Below are 23,359 nucleotides of genomic sequence, written 5' to 3'. Positions count from 1 at the left end.
ATAGAAAAAGACAGCTTGGAGCTGTTGGAAAGGACTGCTCTTGATGAGCAGAAGAATAGATATGGAATTCGTATTAGATACAGCAGATGTAAATGCAATCAAAGACTTGAATGATTTTCTGACCATTGCCGGGGTCACAACCAATCCGACAATCCTGACCAAATCGCATAAAGATCCGGAAACAGTCATTTCTGAAATCATTGAGATTCTCAATCCGGACCAGAAATTTTTTGTCCAGGTCGTCAAAACCGATTATGAAGGCATCATGGAAGAAGCGCGCAAAATCAGCAAACTTCGTCCAAAAAACATGTATGTCAAAATCCCGGTAACCAAAGCTGGATTAAAAGCCATCAAAACCTGCCATGAAGAGGGAATTCATACATTGGCCACGGCGATTTATTCTGCGGCTCAGGGCTTTCTGGCGGCAGCCAATGGCGCGGATTATCTTGCTCCTTATACAAACCGCATGTGCAATTATGGCGACGGAGTAGGAGAAGTCATCCGTCTGCTTGAAATGCTGGAAAAAGCCGGCAGCGACAGTAAGGTCATTGCGGCCAGCTTCAAAAACTGCGGCCAGGTTAACGATCTGATTGAAGCCGGCATTCAGGCTGTAACGGTTCCACCTGAAGTGGTTTATCAGATGGTTGGTCATCCAGCCACAGCCATTGCGGTCGACGAATTCAGTGAAAACTGGAAAAACGAATACGGCCGCGAAGAGTTCTTTAAATAATCAAAATCTATTTGAATATAGGAAAAACGCATTTTAATTGAATGCATAAGAAATGGAAGTCGCTTTCTGTCAAAAGAACGAAGCGACTTCCATTTTTTGATTTCTGCCTTTTTGATTTCTGCCTTTTTGATTACTGCGTATACCGATTTTTCTAACTGTCAGGCAGAAATAATTTCAAAAAAGACAGATAAAGTGATTTTTAGCTCTGAATGAAAAATGTTACGATAGATGGTGAAATAAAGACGCTATTGGATAACCTATTGTGATACGTTCGATAAACGTGCACACCAGAGTTTTTTATTCATAAAATATAGACAAAGAATAACTTCTCTAGCAAATTAATTTATTACTACTACTGCCAACAAGCTGACGAGCATAACGATGGTGTACGATTCAGATGTTTTCTTATGTCAAAATTAAGCAATGTAAATATTTAAACTTTTCAAGGAGGCGTTGGATGTGGAAACAGTGTACCCAAGAAACAGTTAGAATTCTTAAATCAAGATCGTCTTTTATTTTAGCCGTTCTACTCGTCTGCTTTACAGCCGCGGCCTTCACGCAGACGGCTTTCGCGCCGGCCAGTGACTTCAATCAGACAGTCAGAAACATCGCATGGCAGCTGGATAATTCCTGCTCAACGACCAAGGCAGAGCTGGATGCTGCCAAAACCCACGGAACAGAAACAGATATCCAGGCCAAGTCCATCCAGCTTGAAGCGGTGAACCAGCAAGAAGAAATCTGGACATCTTTCGAAAAAGACTTTCAGGCGTATGAGCAAAACCAGATTTCCAGCTCAGAACTGAACACCAGATGGGCTCAGGCGATGGTTAGAATTGAGCTGCTCTGGGCTTTTCAATGCGGCCTTAAAGATCTTGGCGATCCCGATCTCTGTCTGGAATATTCCCAAAAGCTGCCGTGGCTGAATATCGAACTTCTTGACTATCAGACATTTTCTGAATATCAGCAGGCTGACCTGGATTTGAGAGAACCAAGACATTTGTATTTTCAAAACCTGAAAGTAGAAATTGAAAGACTTCTTCAGGAATTGAATACGGGGACAGTGCAGGCGGACTTTAATCCGAAAGGACCAGGCATGTTCAGTCGCAACTATTTTGCACTGATTAACTTGTCCGGTTTCCTTCTGCCCGTTGTTTTTATTGCTTTCTTTCTGATGAACGCTATTGAACTCCACAGAAGCCGCTCCCTGTTCTATTCAAAAACACTGCCGATTTCTTCGCGCAAGTTTTTCTGGATTCAGGTATTCTCTTCGTTCCTGGCTGCGTTGATTGTTTTTTTGACGACGTTTTTATTTGGCTTTTTGTTGTCTGGATTCTGCTTTGGCTGGCAGGATCTGGTCACACTGGTTCCTGTTGAACCAGCCGTCTGGAAAACGGGGGTTTCTCCTTCGAACCTATTTGCATCCGCAACGATGACTGAACCATTTTTCAGCTCAACCATTTCGGGGGCTGATTATCTTCCAGGGACAATTCAATGGTTAGTGTGCTGGAAGTGGTGCCTGATCATTCTGGGAGGACAGATTCTGCTGATTTTTCTAGACTGCCTGACTGTTTATTCGATCGCTTTTCTCTTTCGCCCGAATACCAGCCTGTTTCTATGTGCGATTTGGATCGTCTTGCTTTGCCTGCAAAGATTTCATTTTGGCTGGCTGAACCTTCTTCCACTGTTCTGGCCGTCTGTTGTGGATTTGTTGTATGGCGGATTTGGAGTCGGGTGGGGCGTCTGGCTGGCGGTGGCGGTAATTTATGCGGTTCTGCTCATGACGCTTGATTTTGGTTTGATTGGAAGAAAGGATGTTCAATAAGATGGCACTGGAAAAAGAAAAGGAACTGCTGCGCGTTGAGGATGTTTCTAAACGAATTAAACAGAAACAGATCCTGGACCATGTAAATCTACAGGTTTTTCCTGGAGAAGCAGTCGGTCTTGTCGGGCCCAATGGCTCCGGAAAGTCATCATTGATGAAGTGCATTTCTACCGCCTATAAAAAGGACGAAGGTTCCATTTATATTTCCGGATATGAAGTGGAAAAGGATCATTCCAAAGCCATGCAGGGCGTGGGAATGTGCATTGAAAATCCGGCCCTGTACCCGGGAATGAATGGAATGGATCATTTCAAGCTTTATGCGGGATATAAGGGCGTTTCTCTTGAAAATGCAGAAACAAAAGAGATTTTTGACTACTGTAATTTAGGCTGGGCCCTGAAACGGCGAACTGGAACGTATTCAATCGGAATGAAGCAGCGGCTTGCAATTGGACTGGCTCTTTTAGGAAGCCCCAGGTTTTTGCTTTTGGACGAACCGACAAACGGACTGGATCCGGAAAGCACCTTCAAACTTCGAAGTCTGCTGGAAAAACAGAAGCAAAAGGGTGTTTCCATGCTGGTGACCAGTCATGTTCTGGGAGATCTGGAAAAAATCTGTGATCGATTTCTGTTTATCAAAGAGGGGAAAATCATTCGCTCGGTTTCGAAAAATGAAATCAAGGATCATTTTCATACTTATGCTTTGGAAGCGTCGAACCCGGGTGAAGCCAGCAGGATTCTGCGACCCTTTCTCCAAAAAGAATTCGGTTCTTATTTTGAAGCGGTCTTTCCGGACACTGCCACATTTGAAGCGACTTTGAAACAGCTTACGGAAAAGGCCGGGATTCGCGATGTGTATCGGATTGAAAGCGATCTGGAAAGCCTCTACAAGCAGATCTATGGTGAGCAAAAATGATGCGGATTTTTCTTTCCTGGCTGAAGGTCGAAAAAAAGCAGCTCTTTGTGCTTCTCCTTCTTTCTTTCTGCCTGAGTTTTGGAGCAGTCTTCGTGCAGGAACAGTCAGCCAGAAGATGGCAAGAGGAGCAGCCCCAGCAGATTGAATCCTGGTATAACAGCACGCGGATGGAGATGCACAAAGGAGAAGTCAGTGACTGGAACAACTATATTGGGTCTATGTTGAGTGATCTTGGAATGCTCAGAGTATTGTGGAAAAATCCAGAACAGAATCAGGAACTGATTGTGGAAACACAAAACGCCTTTTATCGCAAGGCCATACAGGATCCGGGTTTTTGCCAGAGAGCTCTTGAACTTGACTCTTCCGAGCTTGAGCAGCGGATTGCTCTGGCGCAGTCCTACGAACAAAGAGGCTGGAAGCAGCCGTTCAATCCTTTCAGAGCCCGTGCAGAGTATATGGTGTATACGATGGATCATTATTTTTCAATCATTCTTCTGATCGTTCTTTCGGGTTGCTGCCTGATCGGAGTCTGGATCTGGGCGCGAATGTATGAATCAGGATCTGTAAGACTGATGCTTGCTCTTCCTTATAAAAAAGGGCAGCTGTTTACAGCGTTTCTGATCCTGAATCTGGGGATTTCCTTCCTGTTTCTGGCAGCGGTTTGCGGCTTTCTGTGGCTGGCCGGGTTAAGCCTTTGTGGAAATGATCCTTTGCTGATTGTTGAAAATGGCCAGATTCTTCCCTGTTCACAGGCCGCGTTACAGAATCTGTCTTATGTAGTTATCCTCTGCTTGATGGTTTCGTGCATGAGTATGGCGGTCAGTGTTTTTGTCAGATTGGTTTCTGATTCGCTGATCATACTGACTGTCATGATGATGGCCCTGTACTTTCTGTTGAGAACAGTTCACTTTTTTTGTCAGCTGCCGTGGCTGGTATGGACGATTGTGTTTGCCTGCATTGTTGTAAGCACTGTTCTATCAAGAAGAAAATTTGGGTTTGAAAATTAGCGATTTATTATTTAAGACGAAGCGTAGAAAACGAACCAATTTTTGATTTCTGCATTTACCGGTTCTTCTGACAGGCAGAAAGAATTCCAAAAAGGACAGATAAAGTGATTTTCAAGCCTGAATGAAAAAAGTGTAACGATAGATAGTAAAATAAAGATGTCATTGGATAACACATTATTTGGATCTTTCAGATAGACGAGAAGACTCCAGACAAGACTGATTGAAATAAGCAGAAAGGAGAAAGCCGATCCATGGTTTCTTATGTCCACTTCTTGGATGGCCTCAGGTCAATGACTCTGCCCAAAGTGTTCTGCAATTTGGAGGGAGCATCCCCGCTGATTGTATGGATTTGAGGCAATCGGGCATCAGGTGAAGAAGGCATAAGGGATTTGGATTGCTGACAAGTCCATATGAGTACAACCACAAAAAACATTCTGGTCTTTATTGCCGGCTTGATCGTCGGTATGTTTGTGATTCCTCTGTTCATTCCCCATTAAACAAAGCTCACTCCTTGATTTTCTGTCTGCCTTCAGGGGTGGAAAGAGACGCCATGTGAGGGGGAAAGTGAGCAGAAAAAGGCCGCTTTTGCATCTTTCTCCAACCAGGAGAATTTGAAAAGCGGCCTTTTGAAATGTTCTGAAAAGAATGAGCCAACAGAAAAGACAGGAACTTGAATTCCTGTCTTTTGTGGACTTTAGAAATATTATTCGATAGCTGCGAGGGCTTTTTTAGCGATAGCGATTTTTTCAGCTTCAGCGTCTGCTTTAGCAGTGTCGCCTTCTTCGCGGTGTTTCTTTTCCCAGCCAGTCATGGAGCCGATTCTCTCGTCGAGACGGTCTTTAGCAGTCTGAGCGTATTTACCAGTTTCGTCGAAGTGTGCTACTAAGTCTTCGATGATTTCGTCACCGTAAGCTGTTCCGCCTACTGCAGTTTCTAATACTTTCTTGAATTCTTCTTTAGTCATGGCAATCATGCCTCCCTTGTTTTTACGGTTTCATCATACAGAAAAAGAAATAATCTTCCTTTTCAAACGCTCATCTTTTTTGCGGAATATTAGAGAAGAAAATCCTTAGATGCCATTGAATAAGCCATGATCGGATAGAAAAAATGCACTTTGGATTTGAAGATGATCAAAAGGATGACAGATTAGATCCTCAGCAATTATCCCTGCCGCACAGAGTCATAAAGCGGGGAAAACAGAAAAAGAAAAGCAATGAAAAAGCGAGGACACTCCTCGCTCATTCATTGCTTGTTGGTCTAGCTGCTCAGGTTTATTCGATAGCTGCCAGGGCTTTTTTAGCGATGGCAATTTTTTCAGCTTCAGCATCTGCTTTAGCAGTGTCGCCTTCAGCTCTGTGTTTCTTTTCCCAGCCAGTCATAGATCCGATTCTCTCGTCGAGACGATCTTTAGCAGTCTGAGCGTATTTACCAGTTTCGTCGAAGTGTGCTACGAGGTCTTCGATGATTTCATCGCCATAAGCTGTTCCGCCTACTGCAGTTTCAAGTACTTTTTTGAATTCATCTTTAGTCATTGTTAATGACCTCCGTTTCTTATGGTTACATCATACGCATCAAACAATAATCTTCCTTTTGAGATGCTCAAAATATTTGCGGAATGTTTGTGTCATCAAAGGTTTGTCAGGCCAAAGACTTTGAATAGAAAGACAATCCAGAAAGAACGAATTTCCATTTCGGATCCATTTTTGGAATGCTGAGCATGCAAAAGCGCAGAAGTCGCTCAGTGAAGTCTTCTTCAGGCTGGAAACAAAATTTGACTATCGTTTGAGGGTTTGCTTTCGTGCAAAAGCAGATACAATGAAATGAGTACAGAAACTGGCTTTCAGGCCAGAACAGGAAAGGGTATCCATATGGGAAACGATAATAAAATTCTGGCAACTGTCATTACCGTGATGCTGATTCTCAGTGCTTTAGTCGGCATCGTTGCCGCCGTCAAAGACGAATTTAAAAACTGATCCGCTCTGGCGGATTTTTTTGTTGGTTTTGTAACAAGCAAGCCACGGGCATTCTGAAAAAAGACATCGAAACTTTCAGATTTGATATAGTTAAAAAGATGATGTTCTTGCAGCAGGGTTGCCTGCCTTCAACATCAGCTTCCTCTTTTTCTGGCTTGCAGCTATCTTTGGATTGAAAGGATATTCCAAACATAGAAAAAGCAGAAGGCGATGTTGTTGAGAAGATAGAAAAGGATAGACGATGGAAAACTATAAACACGACTTTATTGATTTCATGCTCGAAAGTGGTGTTCTTAAATTTGGAACATTCACACTCAAATCTGGACGCATTTCTCCCTTCTTTATGAATGCGGGAGGGTATGAAACTGGAAAACAGCTGCGCAAGCTCGGTGAATTTTATGCCAGAGCAATCCATGATCAGTATGGTGATGATTTTGATGTTCTGTTTGGCCCGGCTTACAAGGGAATCCCTTTAGCCGTTGTGACGGCTGAAGCCTACTATGACTTGTTTGGCAAAGAAATCCGCTATTGCAGCGATCGCAAGGAAGAAAAAGATCATGGCGCTGATCAAGGTGGATTTCTGGGAACAAAGCTCAAAGATGGCGATCGCGTCATTATGATTGAAGATGTGACAACGTCTGGAAAATCCATGGAAGAAACCGTTCCGAAGGTAAAAAATGCGGCGAATGTCGAAATTAAGGGTTTGATGGTTTCCCTGGATCGGGCAGAGAAGGGAAAGGGTGAAAAATCGGCTCTGGCTGAAGTCAGCGAACTGTATGGCTTTCCGACAGCTGCCATTGTATCTGTTCCTGAAATCGTAGCGAGTCTGAAAGAACGAGGCCAGCTGGATGGAGAACTGCTGGGCAGGCTGAAAGATTATTATGCACAATATGGTGCCTCTGACAAGCCGCTTCTTTTATAATAAATATAAAGAAACCCGAATTGTGGCAAGAAGACCGCCTGGACTCAAAAACTGTCCTTCCAGAAGACCTGGACTTTCATCATTTGTTTTCGCTCACAGAAAAACTCGTCTTTTGGATCCGGAGGACCTAAGACGGGAAGCCTGGAATTTTATTTCATCAAAGCCTGTTTCCATGAAACAGACGGATGAAAAGGATACAAATATCAGAAATTGTTTTCGTACTTTGAGCCTGGCAGGTCATTAGAAAAGAGGGAAATCATGACCGCAAAAGTTATTACCATTACTCGTGAATTTGGCTCCGGAGGCCGCACCGTCGGCCGTATGGTTGCCGACGCTTTAGGCTATGAGTTCTATGACTGGAATCTGGTTGACAAGATTGCTACAGAAACCGGCTTTGCTAAACAGTTTATTGAAGAAAACGGCGAAGAACAGGGACGGTTCTCAACGATGCTGACCAGCAGCAGCTTTGGTTTTAACCTCAATGAACAGCTTTTTGAAGCACAGAGTAACGTCATCTTCAAACTGGCTGAAAAAGGCGGCTGTGTTATTGTTGGACGCTGCGCGGATTATCTGCTTCGCAATGACCCGAATACCTTATGCTGCTTCATCTATGCCAATGAAGAAAGCCGGAAAAACCGCGTTGTGCAGGAATATGGCGAAACAGACATTCCAATTGGCAAACGTCTGAAAGACAAAGACAAACGTCGTAAAGCACACTATCAGTACTTCACCAGCCGGAAATGGGGCCGTTCTTTCTACTATGATTTATGTATCGATACGACTCGGATTCCTTTAAACGAAGCGGCTTCACTGATCGTTTCAGCAGCCCAGAACTTCACCCCGAGCGTATTGCGCACGGATGAAGATTAGCGGCAGAAAGATTTGACTATTCGATTGCATTTATGGGGGAGAGTCCAGTAAGTCTCCCCTTTTTTCAGTGCTGCTGAAACTATCTTTTTAGCAGACCACTTTTCAGACCGCTTTGGCTGGATTGGGATCCGTCTGTTCGCGACAAGCCAGGCGAGCAATGGGACTGCCGCCGGACAGTCGAGCGATTTTCGATCTCTTTTTCTGTATTCCCTTTTTAATAACGTTCTCCATTCTCGCTGAATGTTTCATTTCTCCATATCTATCTATCTATCTATCTATCTATCTATCTATCTATCTATCTGTATCCGCCTGTCTATATATGGAAAAGAAGAATACAAGAATAATCGGCTCCGCGGGAAATTATCGGGAAATTATGCAGAGCAGTTTCAGATGATCAAACTGTTTTTTTTCAGAAAAAAAACTCCGGTATGGGGGACATACCGGAGAAAAGGGACAGTCAGGGTCTGTATCTTGCTTAATCCAAATTGTAGAGTTTTGTGTATTTATCTTTGAGATAGTTGGTATAAATATGCGGATCAAAGGGTTTACCGCTGACTTCTTCAACGATTTCGCGCATGGTTTTGGAAGCACCATAGTGGTGAACATTCTTTTCCAGCCAGTCCCGAATTTCTTCAAAACGATCCTCACGCAGAGCTTTTTCAACATCGATTTCTTCAGCCATTTTCTCATAAAGCTGTGCGGCATAAGCCGAGCCTAAGGCATAGCTTGGGAAGTAGCCAATGCTGCCGCCTGCCCAGTGCATATCCTGCAAGACGCCTTCTTTATCATTCTGAGGGCGGACACCCAGATATTCTTCATATTTATCGGCCCAGATTTCCGGCAGCTTATCATAGTCCAGGGAACCATCTGCCATCATTTTTTCGATTTCATAGCGGATCAGAATGTGCAATGGATAAGTCAGTTCATCTGCTTCGGTGCGGACCAAAGAAGGCTGAGAAGCATTGATCTGACGGACCAGTTCATCCACACTGACGTCTTTGAATTCAGGGAAGGCTTCCACCAGCTCCGGATAGAGCAGCTGCCAGAAGGCCGTGGTGCGGCCAATATGGTTTTCCAGAAAGCGGGACTGGGATTCATGGGCAGCACAACCAACCGCATCCGCCAGTTTGGTTTTATCGAAAGCCGGATCCATCTGTAAGGAATACAGAGCGTGGCCATATTCATGGACTGTACTTAAGACAGCGGACAGGAAACGGTTTTCGTAGTAGTGCGTGGTGATGCGGGCATCATCATGGCTGTGGAAGTTGGTAAATGGATGTTCGGTTTCCGAAAGATAAACCCGCTCTGGATCTGCTTTTAGGTGTTTGAGAAGAACCTTGGCAAATTCTCTTTGTTTATCGATATCGTAATCAGCGTCAACCAGAGTTGTGTCGATCGGTTTAGCGGCGTTGACTTTGGCGATTAAAGGAATCAGTTCAGCTTTAATGACTTCAAAGAATTCATCATATTGTTTTTGCTGCATGCCTCTTTCATAGGTATCGAGCATCAGATCATAGGCATTACTGCCGTTGAAGCGTGGGGAATAGGAAATGATTTTCAGGGTATCGGCAACGATGCTTTTGAGATACGGTTTGAACATCTCATAGTCTGATTTCTCTTTGGCTTCCAGCCAGCAGGTTTCCCCTTCAGCCTGCGTGTGCAGAGCCTGGCGATAGAAATCGGCGGGAACCTCTTTGGTTTCTTCAAGATCCAGCAGACGAAGATCGACTTCTTTTCGTTCCAGGGATCCTTCTTCTAAGGAAGCCTGATAGGCTTTGATCTGTTCATACATTTCTGGATCGTGTTCCAGCTTAAAAGCCAGGCTGTTTAAAATAGCCAGGGCTTCATTGCTTCTGGATGCTCCTTTGCGGGGCGCAATTGTGGCCTGATCGGTATAGATGGTGCAGGCAGCAAGGGCATAAGCACCGAGCGTGTCGATTAGCTCCTGGTAAAACGGTTCAAAATTCAGCTTCATTCCGTTCACGGCTGCCATTTAGTGAATCAGAGCATTCGCAAAATGGCAGTTTCTCCTTTCATGAAAGTCTTTGCGATCCGCTGTAAATCGTTTGCGGAAAGCAAAAAATGTCGCAGAAAAGAAAGATTTATATTCTCTTCCTCTGCCCGGATTCTAGCATGATCGTTCTGTACAGAAAGAATGCCAGAAACAGGTAATTCTAAAATGAGGCTCCAAAAGGCTGGGCTTCAACAAATCCGGGACACAAAATATTGTAAGCAAAACTTGGATTGTTTACAAATTGTGGACGATGTCAATCTGGGCAGGACGAGGATGAAGAAGAAGACTTATATAAAGTTTGCATAAGTTCGCATAAAGTGAAGATCTGTGAACCCAAATAATTCATGGCTTTTTTCACAAAACCATTTTTCGTGTTTTGTCTTCAAAACGCAAACAAATCTTTCTCGATTCGGTTATCCACATTGTTTCCGGTGGAGGGGGGTACTTGATTTTTTCAAAAATGACGGGCAAAAACTGGTCGAAATCGCATATAACAACCTTTTGTCCACGACAAAAAGACAGTCCGAAGACTGCCGAATATAAAATTTTACTTTATTTAAAAAGGATTCAACACAAATGAGCGGCTATCCATCCGATTGTCCTGGACTTTTGCAGATATCGGGTGAATCTGTCGGCATGACGAAATGAACTGGCAATCTTCAAGTGAAAACTTCGCGCATGAAAGCTCAGCCTTGAAGCAACTTTCTGATACTTTTTCCGGAATGATCCACATGTCATATTCTGATCAGCACCTTCCATCACCCGGAACTGGAAAAAGTGAAAAAGGTTATAGGCAAGGCATTTCATAAGAAATTCAAAGGCATTGGCTTCAAATGAGCGATGCGAAAGCGTATTTGCCATGAAGTCACTTTTCAACTCCTTGGTGTAGTTTTCGCTGTTGCCTCTCTGACAATAGAAGTCGATGACCTGTTTTACGGTCATGTCTTCGATATTGGTGATTACCGCAAAAACATGAGGGACCAGCAGAAGCTGAGCCTGCCCTTTCTCATCCTCTTCTTCGGTGAAATAGAGCTTAAAACAGACCCTTCTGCTTTTTGAAGAGTTGGACATCTGATAGCGGATTTCTCCATAAAAAGGCTTAGCTGAAGTATAAGTGCTGTCTTCTTCGTGATCGGAACTGTCGTAGTAGGCATCCTGACATAAGCTTTCAAGTCTGTCTGTTCCTTTGGCTCTGATGGCATAACGAACTGGATTGAAACGGCCTTCAAACAGATCCATCAGGCTGCCCGAGTAAAAAGCAGCGTCTCCACGGAACATGATAATCCGTATTTTGCCAGCTCCAGTACAGTCAGGCAGTCGTTTGAGGACTTCGGCCATGATCGATTCAGCTTCGTCGGCAGAATAAGTGGATCCAGGACGCAGCCATGCCCCAACAAGGGTTTTCGAGTTGTATTCGTTAATGACAAATGGATGATATCCAGTCTGACTATAGTGATGGATCCATGCAGCCCCTTCCTGCTTTCCATAGGTATCGGTTTTTGTCGAATCGGCATCGAGAAGAATATCGTCCTGGTTAGAACTGATAAACTGACAGGCCTGATCCATAAAAATCGGCCAGAAAGCATTATTCGTATCTTCACAGACACGGCTGAAAAAACGGCTGACAGAGCTTTGGGAAGAAATCCCCTGAAAGTACTGACAAAGAATTGGATCTTTGGCAAGAACCTCCTGATCAGCCTGAGATGAATAACCAAGGAGATACTTGAAAACCTGCTGGCTCATCAAAGAGAAGTTGGAATTTTTCTGATGGCAGGATTGCCTTTCGTCCGAAAAAGGAAGGTCTGCATAAGGCTGAAGAAGTGAATTAGAATTGATGAAATCGAGAGGGAGAATTGCACCGGTGTCGGAAGAAAGATCCCCTCCATTAAATGAAATGTTGCATTCAGGAATAAAACCGGCCATACTGTTGTTCAGGGTGTGTGTCATTGTTCAAAATCCTTTCTTGGTTGTTTGTGCGAATAACATTGTACAGGAATGATGAACGATTTACACTCACCTGATTGGTGAAAAGCAAAATGGCCGGAAACACGTTCTTTAAAGGTGTTTCCGGCCATTTGTCGGTTTTGATGAATTGTTCAGGTGTGAATAAAAAAAGGGAGCGGCGATAGCCGCTCCAAATGATTAGGGGTTCAATACTTCTGATGGTGTGTCGAGGTGTGTACTAGTGGAGTTGTTTTGTTAACTGTGCGCAGACAACAGACTCGTTCAGCCAGTCATTAGCATTAAAGTAAGAAAAAATGGTAAATAATTTAGCAAACATAACGTACCTCCATAGGGCCTTACCCCTTCATGCATATCCATTATATAAAGGGGATATTGGGGGATCAAGCGGGAAGTCGAGTTACATTTTTTACAATTTTGAATGAATTTTCCGAAAATATGGAATTGAAAATTTCATGAAAAATGTTTTCGAAATATAAACATTTTCACAACAAAGCATTGTTTTGAATAGGTGTTTTCATTCCGTATACTTCTCTTTTTTAGAGAGATTCGTTTAAATCTTGGGCAGGTGATGGGATTATCTATCCTCATACCTGGATAAGGAAAAAATAAAGATCAACGTAAGCGGATACACGGGCGCTTGGCGAGGGCCAGAAAAAAACGATCACTTCCTGTTCAATGAAAAAGGACAATTTCAAATCTTCTGACCATAGCCTGCCGATCACCCGGCCAAAATGGGCGGAAAGAAAAAAGATGTGGTTTTAGGCAAAAAGAAAGGAATGCATTGAAATGGTAAAACTCTGAAACAAATATGAAGGAGAATGCTTTGAACTTTCAGCGGCCAGAAAGAGTCTGGAATGCTTGTTTTAAAACTGTGCAGCCAGGAATGAAGGGAAGAGGAGAAGAAACAAAGAAATAAACAGATCTAGAAAAGGATCAGAAAGATAAAGTTAACTTTTCGGCTTGGCAGACACACGCTGGAATGAAAATGATAGATAGGCAGGCAGCCGTATTGGCAAAAAAGAGTTCTCTTTGGTCATCAAAAATCAGCATTTCAATCAACATTTCAAGAGGCCTGAATAGTGAAAACGGACCGAATTGGATTGCGCCATCCGTGGTAGCAGGCAAGGACAAAGATGTTTGATGAATTTGGATCATGGATCCATCCAAATCACAAACCATATGCCCGCCAAGAGCATGGCAAGTTGAAAAGATCCACCCCCATTGCGTAAGAAACCGAAGAAATAGCGCAACAATTATCTTGAAATTCGTAAAATTTGCAACTGTCTGTTGCATTCCAATTCGGTTTGGATACGGAAGTTTAAGATTTAAAAAAACATTTAAACAAGATTTGAACTACGAGAATAAAGACTGGAATAACAAGTGAATATAGGTTCAGGGCTGAAAAGGGAGAATAGACAGAGCACTTAAAAGATTGAACCGTTACAATGAAAATGAAAGTTCTTACATTTTAGAAAGAAGGTGAAAAAATTCAGGTAAACCATGTTGAACCGGAATCGTGAGTTTCTGCCGGACAATAAAGGAAGAAAGAAAATAGGAATCAAGCGTTTAATTAAAAATGAATTGCTTTTAGGGAAAATGAATCGAAATCGGCAGAAAACAGCCGTAAAAGCAATGAAACTCCGGAAAAATACGATCCAAAAAACGCGATCTAATCCATATTTTATCTGAATCAGATCTTTCAAAGTCGGGCTACTCATTCCATCAGAATTTCTAAATTGTCTGAATAAGACGACCTTGTACAGATTTCTGTTCGATACTCTTCACAAAATGTCGTTGAAATCAGAAAATCCCTTCGCTAAAATGGGTTGCAAGACGTAGTTTCTTTTTTATGAGGAGGAAAGAAAAAAATGAACTCACGCAAATATGTTGCGGGAGCAGCAGCATTTGCCATGGCCCTTTCCATGGCAGGATGCGGCGGCTCAGGAAGCGGATCTTCGGTTTCCAGCAACGAAATTCTGAAAGTTGGAACAACCCAGGAACTTTCAGGGATCTTTAACCCCATGTACTCCAGTACCGCCTACGACCAGTGGGTTGTCAACATGGTTTATCAGTCCATGCTGGCGTACACAGCTGACAGCGAAATTAAACCTGTCCTGGCTGAATCTCTGCCTGAAGTATCAGAAGACGGAATGACTCTGACTTACAAGCTGAAAGCAGATCAGAAATTCTCTGATGGATCCACTCTGGATGGTGACGATGTAAAATACACCTTCACTCTGATGGCTGACCCAGAATACATCGGCGGCTACAACGATGGCACCTGCAACTTCATCGAGGGCTGGGATGAATACCAGAACGGCGATGCCGAAGAAGTATCTGGTATTACCGTATCCGACGATAAACTGACCGTTACCTTTAAGTGCGCTACACCGGATATCGATGCAGCCAATACAATTGGTACGATCATGATCATGCCCGATGACCAGTTTGAATATACAAAAGGCAATTTGGAAGAATACCAGAACCTGGCTCCAGAAAACATTATTGGTTCCGGACCCTACAAACTGAACAAATATGACAAGTCCGCTGGTGCTTCCGTTGTCCTGAACGAAAATTACACGGGTGATGGCGACTACAAGATTAAGTCGATCGTTATCCGCACCATTGAAGATGGTACTGAAGTCGCCAACTTAAAATCCGGCGAAATCGACTACCTGCCTGAAGAAATTCAGCCAACCGTCATCGGTCCAGCTTCCATGGTTGAAACCCTGACGACTGACCATTACTTCCGTGCTGCCCAGGGCTACTTTGGATTCAACGCTGCTGGTGGTGCCACCGTTGATCCAGCTGTCCGCCAGGCTCTGGCTTATGCGACAAACCGTGCTGAATTCGTTGATGCTTACTATCAGTGGCCTGATGGTGTAGCCAGCGATGAAATCAAAGACGTTTCTACTGGTTATGTTCCAGCAATCTTCTGGTCTCCAGTTGGTTCCGGAACAGGTTCGATCGTAACTGGTGAAGAACAGCTCGATGGTCTGGTTACTTACGATTATGACATCGAAAAAGCAAAACAGATTCTGGATGACGCCGGCTGGACCGTTGGCGCTGATGGTATCCGTGAAAAAGACGGTCAGAAACTGGAAATTAAATTCCTGGCCACTGAAAATAACTCCGTTCTTGACATGCTGCTGCCAATCATCATCAAGTCTTATAAAGAACTGGGCGTTGATTTGAAGCAGAACACAGTTGATTTCAACACCCTGGTAACGACAACGGATCCATCCAACGAAGACAGCAATGAAGACTGGAACGCCTTCTTCATGGCTCTGACTTTCACAGGTCTGTCCAACACTTCCATGAACGCTGCTGAAGGCTACACTGAAGTCAATGGCAAGAAAGTTCCTGGTGGAAACAACTATCCAAAGATTTTCGACGAAGAACTGAATGGCTATCTGACTGCTGGTAAAGAAACAGGCGATCCAGCTGTATCCGAAGAAAACTACCGCAAAGCGATGGTTCGTGCTTCTGAACTCGTACCATTCCTTGGTATCTACGGTAACAACCTGTTCAACATCTATAACAAACGTGTTGAAGGTCTGGTAACTGGTCCAGTCTGCAACTGGTCTCAGGCTCTGGATGGTGCATCTCTGAACCTGGATGCTCAGATTCAGGCTTCTGATGCCGGCGAAGACGAAGCTGCAACAACGGAAGCAGCTTCTGACGAAGCAACGACTGAATCCTCAGCTGCTTAAAATTGAATTGGTTTTCATCAAAACACTTTGTAAAAACTGATCAATGAACCGCAGGGAGCGAATCCTTGCGGTTTTTTGTTGGCAGGTATCAAAAAGATCAATTGAAAAAGACTAATCAATTGAAAAAGACTAATAGAAAAAAGAACGATTGAAAAAATCGGCCAGGACAAGATCAGGCCAGGAAAGCTTTTGAACCTGACTTTTGATCTTTCCAGGGCTGATCAGGATGGTGTTTCAATTTGAATGGGGCTGCTTTTGTCTGTCCACTGGCCCGGCTGCAATTTTGCCAGACCGACCAGAGGAAAATTGAAACTTATTCATTGAAACTCATTCATTCACAAAGGCTGACGCTTCCATGGCGGACGCCTTTCCATCATCCGGACTGAAAAGCCAGTCCGGATGAGGGACAGGCGCAGTCGCCCTGTTTAATGTGGGCCTGAAATAAAAAATTGCGTTTTCATCCATTTATAATCCTGATCGTTTCAGAGAATAAATCTTTGTGATGAAAAAACAGGATTAAAATCACGAAAACATCCATAAATAAGGAATTGCAGAGGGTTTATTCTCGCAATGAAAACGCTTGTTAAAAATCTTTAGAATACATGAAAACGGATGAAAATATTCACCGGATGCTGAAAAAAGTTTCATGCCACATTTCATTCATGGAAATCTCTTTGTTATAATTACAGAGATTTTAAACAAACGTTCCAAGGGAAAAGGGGAGTGTGTATGTTAAAGTACATTTTAAAACGTTTACTGACCTCAATCCCGGTGCTGCTGATCATTACCATGGTGATCTTTGGTGTTGTTAAGTCAATGCCTGGAGATGAGGTTACTGCCTATCTCGGACCGGGAACTAAAGCTACACAAGAAGTAAAACAGCGCGCGCGTGAAAAGCTGGGACTGGATAAATCCGTTCCGGAACAGTACGTCTTCTGGATGGGCCGGCTGCTGACTGGTGACTTGGGAACTTCGTTCACGCTGAAAAAGCCAGTTGGCGAGGTGATCGGCACCTATGTATGGAACTCATTTTTGCTGAACATCGTCTCGATGGTTCTGGGCCTGGCGCTTGCGATCCCAGTGGGCATCCGCCAGGCCGTAAAGAAAGGCACGTTCACTGATAACTTCTGGACGGTCTTTTCACTGCTGGGCATTTCCGTACCGACATTCTTTTTCGGAATGGTGCTGATTTATTTTGTCGGCATGAAAGTCAGCTGGATTCCATTCAGCGGCATGCGTGACTCGGTTTACGCAAACTTTGGATATCCGGGCGGTACGATGCAGGAGATTCTCGATGTCATGGCCCATATGCTGCTGCCAACCATCGTTTTAACCTTCTCCAACTTTGCCACCTTCTCGCGCTACGTGCGCAACTCCATGGTTGAAGTCATCAACCAGGATTATGTCCGCACGGCAAGAGCAAAAGGTCTGAAAGAAAAGACGGTTATTTACAAACACGCCTTTAAAAATGCGCAGATCCCGCTGGTTACGCTGCTGGGTCTGTATATTCCATCGCTGTTCTCCGGCGCAACGATTCTGGAGAGTGTCTTCGTCTGGCCGGGCATTGGCCGTGTTTTGATCAACGCCATCAACCAGCGTGACAACTCTTTGACAACGGCCTGCCTGGTCTTCTCAGCTGTGCTGATGATTCTGGGCAACCTGTTATCGGATATCTGCTATTCCATCGTCGATCCACGTGTTAAGGTCGACGGTTAAACGAGAGGAGAGGAAAGAAAATGAGCTTAGAAAATATATCCGAACCTCGCAACAAGTGGCAGCAACAGGCCATTGATGAGAAAAAAGCCGACGAGAAGATCGACGCCGTCGGCCCATGGATGATTGCCTGGCGCAAGTTCCGGGCAAACCGGGTTGCCATGGCCGGTCTGATTATCTTTGGCATTATCGTGCTGCTTGTCATCTTTGTCCCGATTTTTATGGGAATCGATATTAACCACTATGACACTTCGATCATGAACCAGCCGCCTTCAGGTGCTCATTGGCTGGGCACGGATGGCCAGGGGCGTGATTGCCTGTATCGACTGATGCTTGGCGGACGAATTTCGATTCTGGTTGGCGTTCTGGCGGCTGTCCTGACGGTTGTCTTAGGCTGTCTGGTGGGCGGCATCGCCGGATTCTATGGCGGTATCGTAGACAACCTGCTGATGCGTTTTTCGGAAATTGTTTACTCTCTGCCTTTTACGCCAATGATTATCGCGGTTGCTGCGACCATGTTGTGGGTACCGACAGAGCAGAAAATGTATACCGTAGCGATGCTGATCGGTGTTCTTTCCTGGCCGGGTCTTGCCCGCCTGGTTCGTGGACAGATCCTGACTTTGCGTGAACAGGAGTTCATGCAGGCCTGCGAAGCGTTAGGCTTCTCCGATTCATCCAAAATTTTCAAACACCTGATGCCAAACGTTATTTCGCTGGTTATTGTTAACGCCACGCTGCAGATGGCAGGGGCAATTCTGACCGAAGCAGGTCTTTCCTACTTAGGTATGGGAATTATGCCGCCGCAGCCATCCTGGGGTTCTTTGATGAACCTGGGTCAGAATGCCCAGGCTTTCCAGAACTACCCATGGCAATGGGTACCTGCTGGTATCATGTGTCTTTTAACTGTAGTATCCATCAACCTGGTGGGTGAAGGTCTGCGCGACGCCTTTGACCCGAAAGAGATTCAATAGGAGGTCAGTATGAGCGAGCAGAGACAAAAAATTCTGGATGTCGATACCTTGAAGGTTTACTTCCACACCAAAAAGGGAGATTCCAAAGCGGTTGACGGCAACCATTTCTCTATGTATGAAAAAGAAACCCTCGCCATCGTTGGCGAGTCTGGCTGCGGAAAATCGGTAACTGCCATGTCGATTCTTGGCCTGGTGGCTGAACCAGGTGAAATCATGCCTGATTCCAAGATCCTCTATACCGGCAACGGCTACAATGTGGATCTTTCCAAAGCGGATGATGATAAGCTTCGGGAAGTGCGTGGTAACGAAATTTCCATGATCTTCCAGGAGCCGATGACTGCATTAAACCCAGTCTATACAGTTGGGGATCAGATTGCGGAAAACATCCGGATTCATGAAAACGTCAGCGATGACGAAATCAAGAGCCGTACGGTTGAACTGCTTAAAAAAGTTGGAATTGCCCGTCCGGATCAGGTAGTCAACAACTATCCATTCCAGCTTTCCGGTGGAATGTGCCAGCGTGTCATGATTGCCATGGCGCTGTCCTGCAACCCGAAACTGCTCATCGCCGATGAGCCGACAACGGCGCTGGATGTAACCATTCAGGCACAGATCTTAAAGCTGATGAACGAGCTGAAGGACGATACCGGAACTTCAATCATGCTGATCACCCACGACCTTGGTGTCGTAGCGCAGGTCGCTGACTGGGTTAACGTTATGTATGCCGGTAAAGTCGTTGAAAGTGCGGCAGTACATGAACTGTTCAAAAATCCGAAACATCCATATACAACCGGTCTGATGGCTTCCATGCCATCGCTTTCGACAGAAGATGGAGCCAGACTGAATGTCATTGAAGGTACGGTTCCAAACCCTGTTTATCTGCCAAAAGGCTGCTATTTTGCAGATCGCTGCACCAAGTGTCAGGAAAAATGCCTGCAAGGCCAGCCACCGCTGGTTCATCTTGGCAATGGCCACACCGTATCGTGCTGGTTGTATGAAGATCAGGCCAAAGGGGACTATGAGTCAACGATTGCGGAAGCTGACGCTGCCCGTCAGTCCGTCGAAAAAGATCTGGCTTAGGAGGGAGAAAATCAATGGCTGAAAAAATTCTTGAAGTCAACAACGTCAAAAAATATTTCCCTCTTGGCAAGGGGAAACTCAAACCTGGCAAACCCTGCGTAAAAGCAGTCGATGGAATTTCCTTAGACTTATACGAAGGGGAAACCTTAGGCCTGGTTGGCGAATCCGGATGTGGAAAATCCACCCTTGGACGAACCATTATCCGACTGTATGAACCAACGGATGGTGAAGTTCTGTTCAAAGGGCAGGACATTGCCAAACTGAATAAAAAAGAAATGCGTAAGCTGCGTGAAGAAATGCAGTTCATCTTCCAGGATCCATATTCCTCGCTGAATCCGCGAATGAACGTCTTCAACATTCTGGCTGAACCGCTGCTTGCCCATGGCAAGTTCCAGCGCGGGCCGGAACTGGAAGCTTATGTAAAAGACCTGATGGAAAAATGCGGTCTGCCAAGCTACTACTGCTACCGTTTCCCACACCAGTTCTCTGGTGGACAGAGACAGCGTATCGGTATCGCCCGCAGTCTGGCCTTAAACCCATCCTTCATCATCTGTGATGAACCTGTATCTGCACTGGACGTTTCCATCCAGTCGCAGATCATCAACCTGATGATGGATATGCAGCATGAAAAGAACATCTCCTACATCTTCATTTCCCATGACCTTTCGGTTGTTAAGCATATCTCCGACCGTGTCGGTGTCATGTACCTTGGCAGCATGGTCGAACTGGGCGACAAAGATGAAATCTATAACAACCCGCAGCACCCCTATACCCGTGCACTGATGAGCGCAATCCCAGTTCCGGATCCAGATAAACGTTCGGAAATGAAACTGATTGAAGGTGAAATTCCATCCAACGTCAATACGCCAAAAGGATGCAAATTCCACCCGCGCTGCCCATTCGCGAAAGATATCTGCCGCGAAGAGGTGCCTGAAGTCAAAGAGATCAAACCTCGCCATTTCGTTCAGTGCCACTTTGCAGGTGAATTTTGAGCGATCGGTTCACATCCATCACAGACTCTGTAAAGACCGTCAAGAAAGTCCAGCCGTATAAAGTGGATGTGCTGGAAAAAGACGATTTCAAAGCTCTGTGTGCCGCTGCCTGGGCGACCATTGGAAAAACCGCGCTGCTGGTCATGTTGTTCTTTACCGCTGTGATTGCCCTGATCCTCATGGTCTGGGGCCATTAATCCAGCAAAACAAAGTCAATCTGATGAAAATCAGAATTCGAGGAAACGAAAAGCCGGTCGCATGATCGGTTTTTTTGTACCCAAAGAATCACAGAGCAGAAAGACAACTCTCAAAGTCTGAAGCAAACACCAGGCAAGAAAGCCGGCACAGACCAGACATCGATTGAAGGTAGGTTTAAGGCAGATTGAAGATAGATTGAAGATAGAGAGCAGACCAGAAAAGAATGCAGCCTCCAAATGAAGACAGAAGAAACAAACAGAGCCATGTAGAAAAGAACCGGTCGATCATTTTAAAAGACAGACAGACTTTTCAGATCTTTGAAAAATGAGCCGAATCTATGGGAGAAGAAGAAATGTTTTTCTGAAATTAAAGACAGAAAAGAGAAAAAAGGCGCGATAAGGTTGTATACTGTTCACGATGCATGGACTTGTAGCCTGCATTTGAAGACAATGTCTGAAAGTGAAGAGGATCGATCCTGCCTGTAAATGGACAGAGAGTCAGAACGACCATGAGTGAATTGGTTCGTTCATTTTTTGTGATCAGTATATTTTTACTCTTCTGTCCAGGGTAGATAAAAAAACGAAAAACAAATGGAACAAAAATCAAAAGTATAAAAGAGCCGATTGATTGAATGGATATTGAAATCAGAAAACAATGGTCGGATCGATCCAGACAAATCACCTCTTTCCAGGAACAGTTTTACAGAATGCCTGGACAGGGGGATTTTCTTTGTTGGCAGGCCAGCCCAGAAATTGAAAGGGAGAGACTCACATGAAATTTGCAGAAATGGAGTATAAGCACCCAGATCGAGATGCCTTGCTGAATGAACTTGCCGAGATTGAATCCCGCCTGAAAAACGCCAAAGATTACGAGGATTTCTATCAGGCGTTTGTGGATTACGAAACTTTAGGCAGCCATTACGGAACACAGCAGAATATCGCCAGCATCCGCCATACCATCGATACCCGTGACGACTTTTATACAAAAGAAGATGATTACTTCAATGAAATCAACCCCGTCGTCGGCCATGCTCAAAACCAGATCATTAAGGCGATTTTTGACTCCCCATTTGTAGAACAGCTTCGCAAGGATGTTCCCGAAACGTTCTTTACCACCAACGAATTTGCACTTCAGGTTATTTCTCCTGAAATCATTGAAGACATCCAGGAAGAAAACAAATATGCCAGTGACTATCAGAAACTGGTCGCTTCGGCCCAGATTGAATTCGACGGCAAAACCTATACCCTTGCCGGTCTGGAAGACAAAATGAATGACAAGGACCGGGAAGTGCGCAAAAGAGCCCACAAAGCGTATTGGGGATGGTTTGCGGAGCACGAAAAAGAGCTCGGCGAAATTTACGATAAACTTGTCAAGATCAGAACCCGCATGGCCAAAAAGAAAGGTTTTGAAAACTATATTCCGCTTGGCTACTTACGCATGATGCGTCTGGACTATAACAAGGATGATGTTGAAGTTTATCGTAAGAATATTCTGAAAGATGTTGTGCCTGTCTGCATGGACCTGTACAAAAAACAGGCTGAACGTCTTGGCTATGATGGAAACACTCTGCCCGTCTGGGATGAAAAGGTTGAATTTGAATCCGGCAATCCAAGACCAAAATACCATGACCAAAAACTGGTTAATAAAGCACTGAATATGTATAAAGAACTCTCCCCACAAACGGGAGAGTTCTTCCAGGCCATGGTGGATGATGAACTGATGGATCTCAATGCCAAACCCGGCAAAGCAGCCGGCGGCTATTGCACATCTTTAGCAGACTATAAGCGTCCGTTCATCTTCGCCAACAGCAATGGTACGAGCCATGATGTGGAAACCCTGACCCATGAAGCCGGCCATGCCTTCCAGTACTGGTCCAGTAAAGACATTTTCCCGCCTGAACTGGCCTGGCCAACGATGGAAAGTGCCGAGATTGATTCCATGTCTATGGAATTCTTCACCTGGCCCTGGATGAAGAGCATCTTTGAAGAAGACACTGATAAATACTACTTCTCTCATTTAAGCGGCTGTGTGAAATTCCTGCCCTATGGCGTTCTGGTTGACCATTTCCAGCATGAAGTCTATGAAAACCCGGACTGGACACCGGATGAGCGCATGGCTTGCTGGAGAAGACTGGAAAAACAGTACCTTCCCCAGAAAGACTACGAAGAAATCGATTTCTTAGAGCGTGGCGGCTGGTGGATGCGTCAGCTCCACATCTTCCTCAATCCGTTTTATTACATCGATTACACACTGGCCCAGGTTGCCGCTTTACAGTTCTGGACCCGTATGCAGAAAGAAGATCCAGAAGCATTTGAAGACTACAAGAAAGTCTGCGCGGCTGGCGGTACCCTGCCATTCCGTGGTCTGATCGAACTGGCTAACCTCAAAGTTCCCTTTGAAGAAGGCTGCCTGGGTGAAACCATGGAAGAAGTCCAGAAGTGGTTTGATGGCCACGATGCGTCCAGCTACTGATCCT

General features: G+C 44.7%; 19 protein-coding genes. 14 read left to right on the top strand and 5 right to left on the bottom strand.

Annotated elements, in window-relative coordinates; translation table 11 throughout:
• The first annotated feature begins 61 nt into the window (after positions 1-61).
• The 4 genes from U4956_RS05810 to U4956_RS05795 all read left to right on the top strand — a co-directional run bounded on the left by U4956_RS05810 (position 62) and on the right by U4956_RS05795 (position 4,472).
• Positions 62-730: a fructose-6-phosphate aldolase gene (locus U4956_RS05810; protein WP_323089616.1), complete on the top strand. Its 669-nt coding sequence runs from the start codon at positions 62-64 to the stop codon at positions 728-730.
• A 457-nt stretch (positions 731-1,187) separates the two neighbouring features.
• The gene (locus U4956_RS05805) at positions 1,188-2,552 is read left to right on the top strand and encodes a hypothetical protein (RefSeq protein ID WP_323089615.1); all 1,365 of its coding nucleotides are present in this window, start codon (positions 1,188-1,190) and stop codon (positions 2,550-2,552) included.
• A gap of 1 nt (position 2,553) precedes the next feature.
• A complete protein-coding gene (locus U4956_RS05800; protein WP_323089614.1) occupies positions 2,554-3,465 on the top strand; it encodes an ABC transporter ATP-binding protein in 912 nt (303 codons plus the stop codon).
• A gap of 92 nt (positions 3,466-3,557) precedes the next feature.
• Complete coding sequence (locus U4956_RS05795; protein ID WP_323089613.1) at positions 3,558-4,472, top strand: hypothetical protein; 915 nt, start codon at positions 3,558-3,560, stop codon at positions 4,470-4,472.
• 703 nt (positions 4,473-5,175) lie between these two features.
• Here the strand turns inward: U4956_RS05795 and U4956_RS05790 are convergent.
• Positions 5,176-5,436 carry an FRAT-87 protein gene (locus U4956_RS05790; RefSeq protein WP_323089612.1) on the bottom strand — a complete coding sequence of 87 codons (261 nt, stop codon included), beginning with the start codon at positions 5,434-5,436 and terminating at the stop codon, positions 5,176-5,178.
• Positions 5,437-5,743: 307 nt separating this feature from the next.
• Positions 5,744-6,004 carry an FRAT-87 protein gene (locus U4956_RS05785; protein WP_323089611.1) on the bottom strand — a complete coding sequence of 87 codons (261 nt, stop codon included), beginning with the start codon at positions 6,002-6,004 and terminating at the stop codon, positions 5,744-5,746.
• A 288-nt stretch (positions 6,005-6,292) separates the two neighbouring features.
• Here U4956_RS05785 and U4956_RS05780 point away from each other — a divergent pair, with 288 nt between their 5' ends.
• From U4956_RS05780 to U4956_RS05770, 3 genes are all read left to right on the top strand, one after another.
• Positions 6,293-6,445, top strand: a complete 153-nt coding sequence (locus U4956_RS05780) for a hypothetical protein (protein WP_323089610.1) — start codon at positions 6,293-6,295, stop codon at positions 6,443-6,445.
• Between the two features lie 241 nt (positions 6,446-6,686).
• Positions 6,687-7,367: an orotate phosphoribosyltransferase gene (gene pyrE / locus U4956_RS05775; RefSeq protein WP_323089609.1), complete on the top strand. Its 681-nt coding sequence runs from the start codon at positions 6,687-6,689 to the stop codon at positions 7,365-7,367.
• A gap of 258 nt (positions 7,368-7,625) precedes the next feature.
• Positions 7,626-8,237, top strand: a complete 612-nt coding sequence (locus U4956_RS05770; protein WP_323089608.1) for an AAA family ATPase — start codon at positions 7,626-7,628, stop codon at positions 8,235-8,237.
• A gap of 475 nt (positions 8,238-8,712) precedes the next feature.
• Here the strand turns inward: U4956_RS05770 and U4956_RS05765 are convergent, their stop codons facing one another.
• The 3 genes from U4956_RS05765 to U4956_RS05755 all read right to left on the bottom strand — a co-directional run bounded on the left by U4956_RS05765 (position 8,713) and on the right by U4956_RS05755 (position 13,371).
• The gene (locus U4956_RS05765; RefSeq protein WP_323089606.1) at positions 8,713-10,212 is read right to left on the bottom strand and encodes a carboxypeptidase M32; all 1,500 of its coding nucleotides are present in this window, start codon (positions 10,210-10,212) and stop codon (positions 8,713-8,715) included.
• Between the two features lie 606 nt (positions 10,213-10,818).
• Positions 10,819-12,198 carry an IS1380 family transposase gene (locus tag U4956_RS05760; RefSeq protein ID WP_323089605.1) on the bottom strand — a complete coding sequence of 460 codons (1,380 nt, stop codon included), beginning with the start codon at positions 12,196-12,198 and terminating at the stop codon, positions 10,819-10,821.
• Between the two features lie 951 nt (positions 12,199-13,149).
• Positions 13,150-13,371 carry a hypothetical protein gene (locus U4956_RS05755; RefSeq protein WP_323089604.1) on the bottom strand — a complete coding sequence of 74 codons (222 nt, stop codon included), beginning with the start codon at positions 13,369-13,371 and terminating at the stop codon, positions 13,150-13,152.
• Positions 13,372-14,084: 713 nt separating this feature from the next.
• Between U4956_RS05755 and U4956_RS05750 the strand changes: the two genes are divergently transcribed.
• The 7 genes from U4956_RS05750 (at position 14,085) to U4956_RS05720 (ending at position 23,355) form a co-directional block, all read left to right on the top strand.
• The gene (locus U4956_RS05750; RefSeq protein WP_323089603.1) at positions 14,085-15,929 is read left to right on the top strand and encodes an ABC transporter substrate-binding protein; all 1,845 of its coding nucleotides are present in this window, start codon (positions 14,085-14,087) and stop codon (positions 15,927-15,929) included.
• 729 nt (positions 15,930-16,658) lie between these two features.
• Entirely contained in the window at positions 16,659-17,645 is a 987-nt protein-coding gene (locus U4956_RS05745; protein ID WP_323089602.1) for an ABC transporter permease, read from the top strand.
• A gap of 20 nt (positions 17,646-17,665) precedes the next feature.
• A complete protein-coding gene (gene opp4C, locus U4956_RS05740) occupies positions 17,666-18,613 on the top strand; it encodes an oligopeptide ABC transporter permease (protein ID WP_323089601.1) in 948 nt (315 codons plus the stop codon).
• Between the two features lie 9 nt (positions 18,614-18,622).
• Positions 18,623-19,693: an ABC transporter ATP-binding protein gene (locus tag U4956_RS05735; protein WP_323089600.1), complete on the top strand. Its 1,071-nt coding sequence runs from the start codon at positions 18,623-18,625 to the stop codon at positions 19,691-19,693.
• Between the two features lie 14 nt (positions 19,694-19,707).
• A complete protein-coding gene (locus tag U4956_RS05730) occupies positions 19,708-20,685 on the top strand; it encodes an oligopeptide/dipeptide ABC transporter ATP-binding protein (protein WP_323089599.1) in 978 nt (325 codons plus the stop codon).
• Positions 20,682-20,882 carry a hypothetical protein gene (locus tag U4956_RS05725; RefSeq protein WP_323089598.1) on the top strand — a complete coding sequence of 67 codons (201 nt, stop codon included), beginning with the start codon at positions 20,682-20,684 and terminating at the stop codon, positions 20,880-20,882. Before U4956_RS05730 ends, U4956_RS05725 begins: the two co-directional genes overlap by 4 nt.
• A gap of 772 nt (positions 20,883-21,654) precedes the next feature.
• Positions 21,655-23,355: a M3 family oligoendopeptidase gene (locus U4956_RS05720; protein WP_323089597.1), complete on the top strand. Its 1,701-nt coding sequence runs from the start codon at positions 21,655-21,657 to the stop codon at positions 23,353-23,355.
• The last annotated feature ends 4 nt before the right edge of the window (positions 23,356-23,359 follow it).

The organism is Allobaculum sp. JKK-2023, assembly GCF_034745455.1.
Lineage (GTDB): Bacteria > Bacillota_I > Bacilli_A > Erysipelotrichales > Erysipelotrichaceae > Allobaculum.
Note: the sequence above shows the minus strand (reverse complement) of the source record. Positions and strands in the feature narration are given on the sequence as shown.

Coding starts and splice junctions, on each gene's coding strand:
- pyrE (WP_323089609.1), top strand. CDS start 6,687: ATGGAAAACTATAAACACGACTTTATTGATTTCATGCTCGAAAGTGGT.
- opp4C (WP_323089601.1), top strand. CDS start 17,666: ATGAGCTTAGAAAATATATCCGAACCTCGCAACAAGTGGCAGCAACAG.
- U4956_RS05800 (WP_323089614.1), top strand. CDS start 2,554: ATGGCACTGGAAAAAGAAAAGGAACTGCTGCGCGTTGAGGATGTTTCT.
- U4956_RS05780 (WP_323089610.1), top strand. CDS start 6,293: ATGAGTACAGAAACTGGCTTTCAGGCCAGAACAGGAAAGGGTATCCAT.
- U4956_RS05785 (WP_323089611.1), bottom strand. CDS start 6,004: ATGACTAAAGATGAATTCAAAAAAGTACTTGAAACTGCAGTAGGCGGA.
- U4956_RS05770 (WP_323089608.1), top strand. CDS start 7,626: ATGACCGCAAAAGTTATTACCATTACTCGTGAATTTGGCTCCGGAGGC.
- U4956_RS05790 (WP_323089612.1), bottom strand. CDS start 5,436: ATGACTAAAGAAGAATTCAAGAAAGTATTAGAAACTGCAGTAGGCGGA.
- U4956_RS05735 (WP_323089600.1), top strand. CDS start 18,623: ATGAGCGAGCAGAGACAAAAAATTCTGGATGTCGATACCTTGAAGGTT.
- U4956_RS05745 (WP_323089602.1), top strand. CDS start 16,659: ATGTTAAAGTACATTTTAAAACGTTTACTGACCTCAATCCCGGTGCTG.
- U4956_RS05750 (WP_323089603.1), top strand. CDS start 14,085: ATGAACTCACGCAAATATGTTGCGGGAGCAGCAGCATTTGCCATGGCC.
- U4956_RS05810 (WP_323089616.1), top strand. CDS start 62: ATGGAATTCGTATTAGATACAGCAGATGTAAATGCAATCAAAGACTTG.
- U4956_RS05765 (WP_323089606.1), bottom strand. CDS start 10,212: ATGAAGCTGAATTTTGAACCGTTTTACCAGGAGCTAATCGACACGCTC.
- U4956_RS05755 (WP_323089604.1), bottom strand. CDS start 13,371: ATGATCCAAATTCATCAAACATCTTTGTCCTTGCCTGCTACCACGGAT.
- U4956_RS05805 (WP_323089615.1), top strand. CDS start 1,188: ATGTGGAAACAGTGTACCCAAGAAACAGTTAGAATTCTTAAATCAAGA.
- U4956_RS05720 (WP_323089597.1), top strand. CDS start 21,655: ATGAAATTTGCAGAAATGGAGTATAAGCACCCAGATCGAGATGCCTTG.
- U4956_RS05730 (WP_323089599.1), top strand. CDS start 19,708: ATGGCTGAAAAAATTCTTGAAGTCAACAACGTCAAAAAATATTTCCCT.
- U4956_RS05760 (WP_323089605.1), bottom strand. CDS start 12,198: ATGACACACACCCTGAACAACAGTATGGCCGGTTTTATTCCTGAATGC.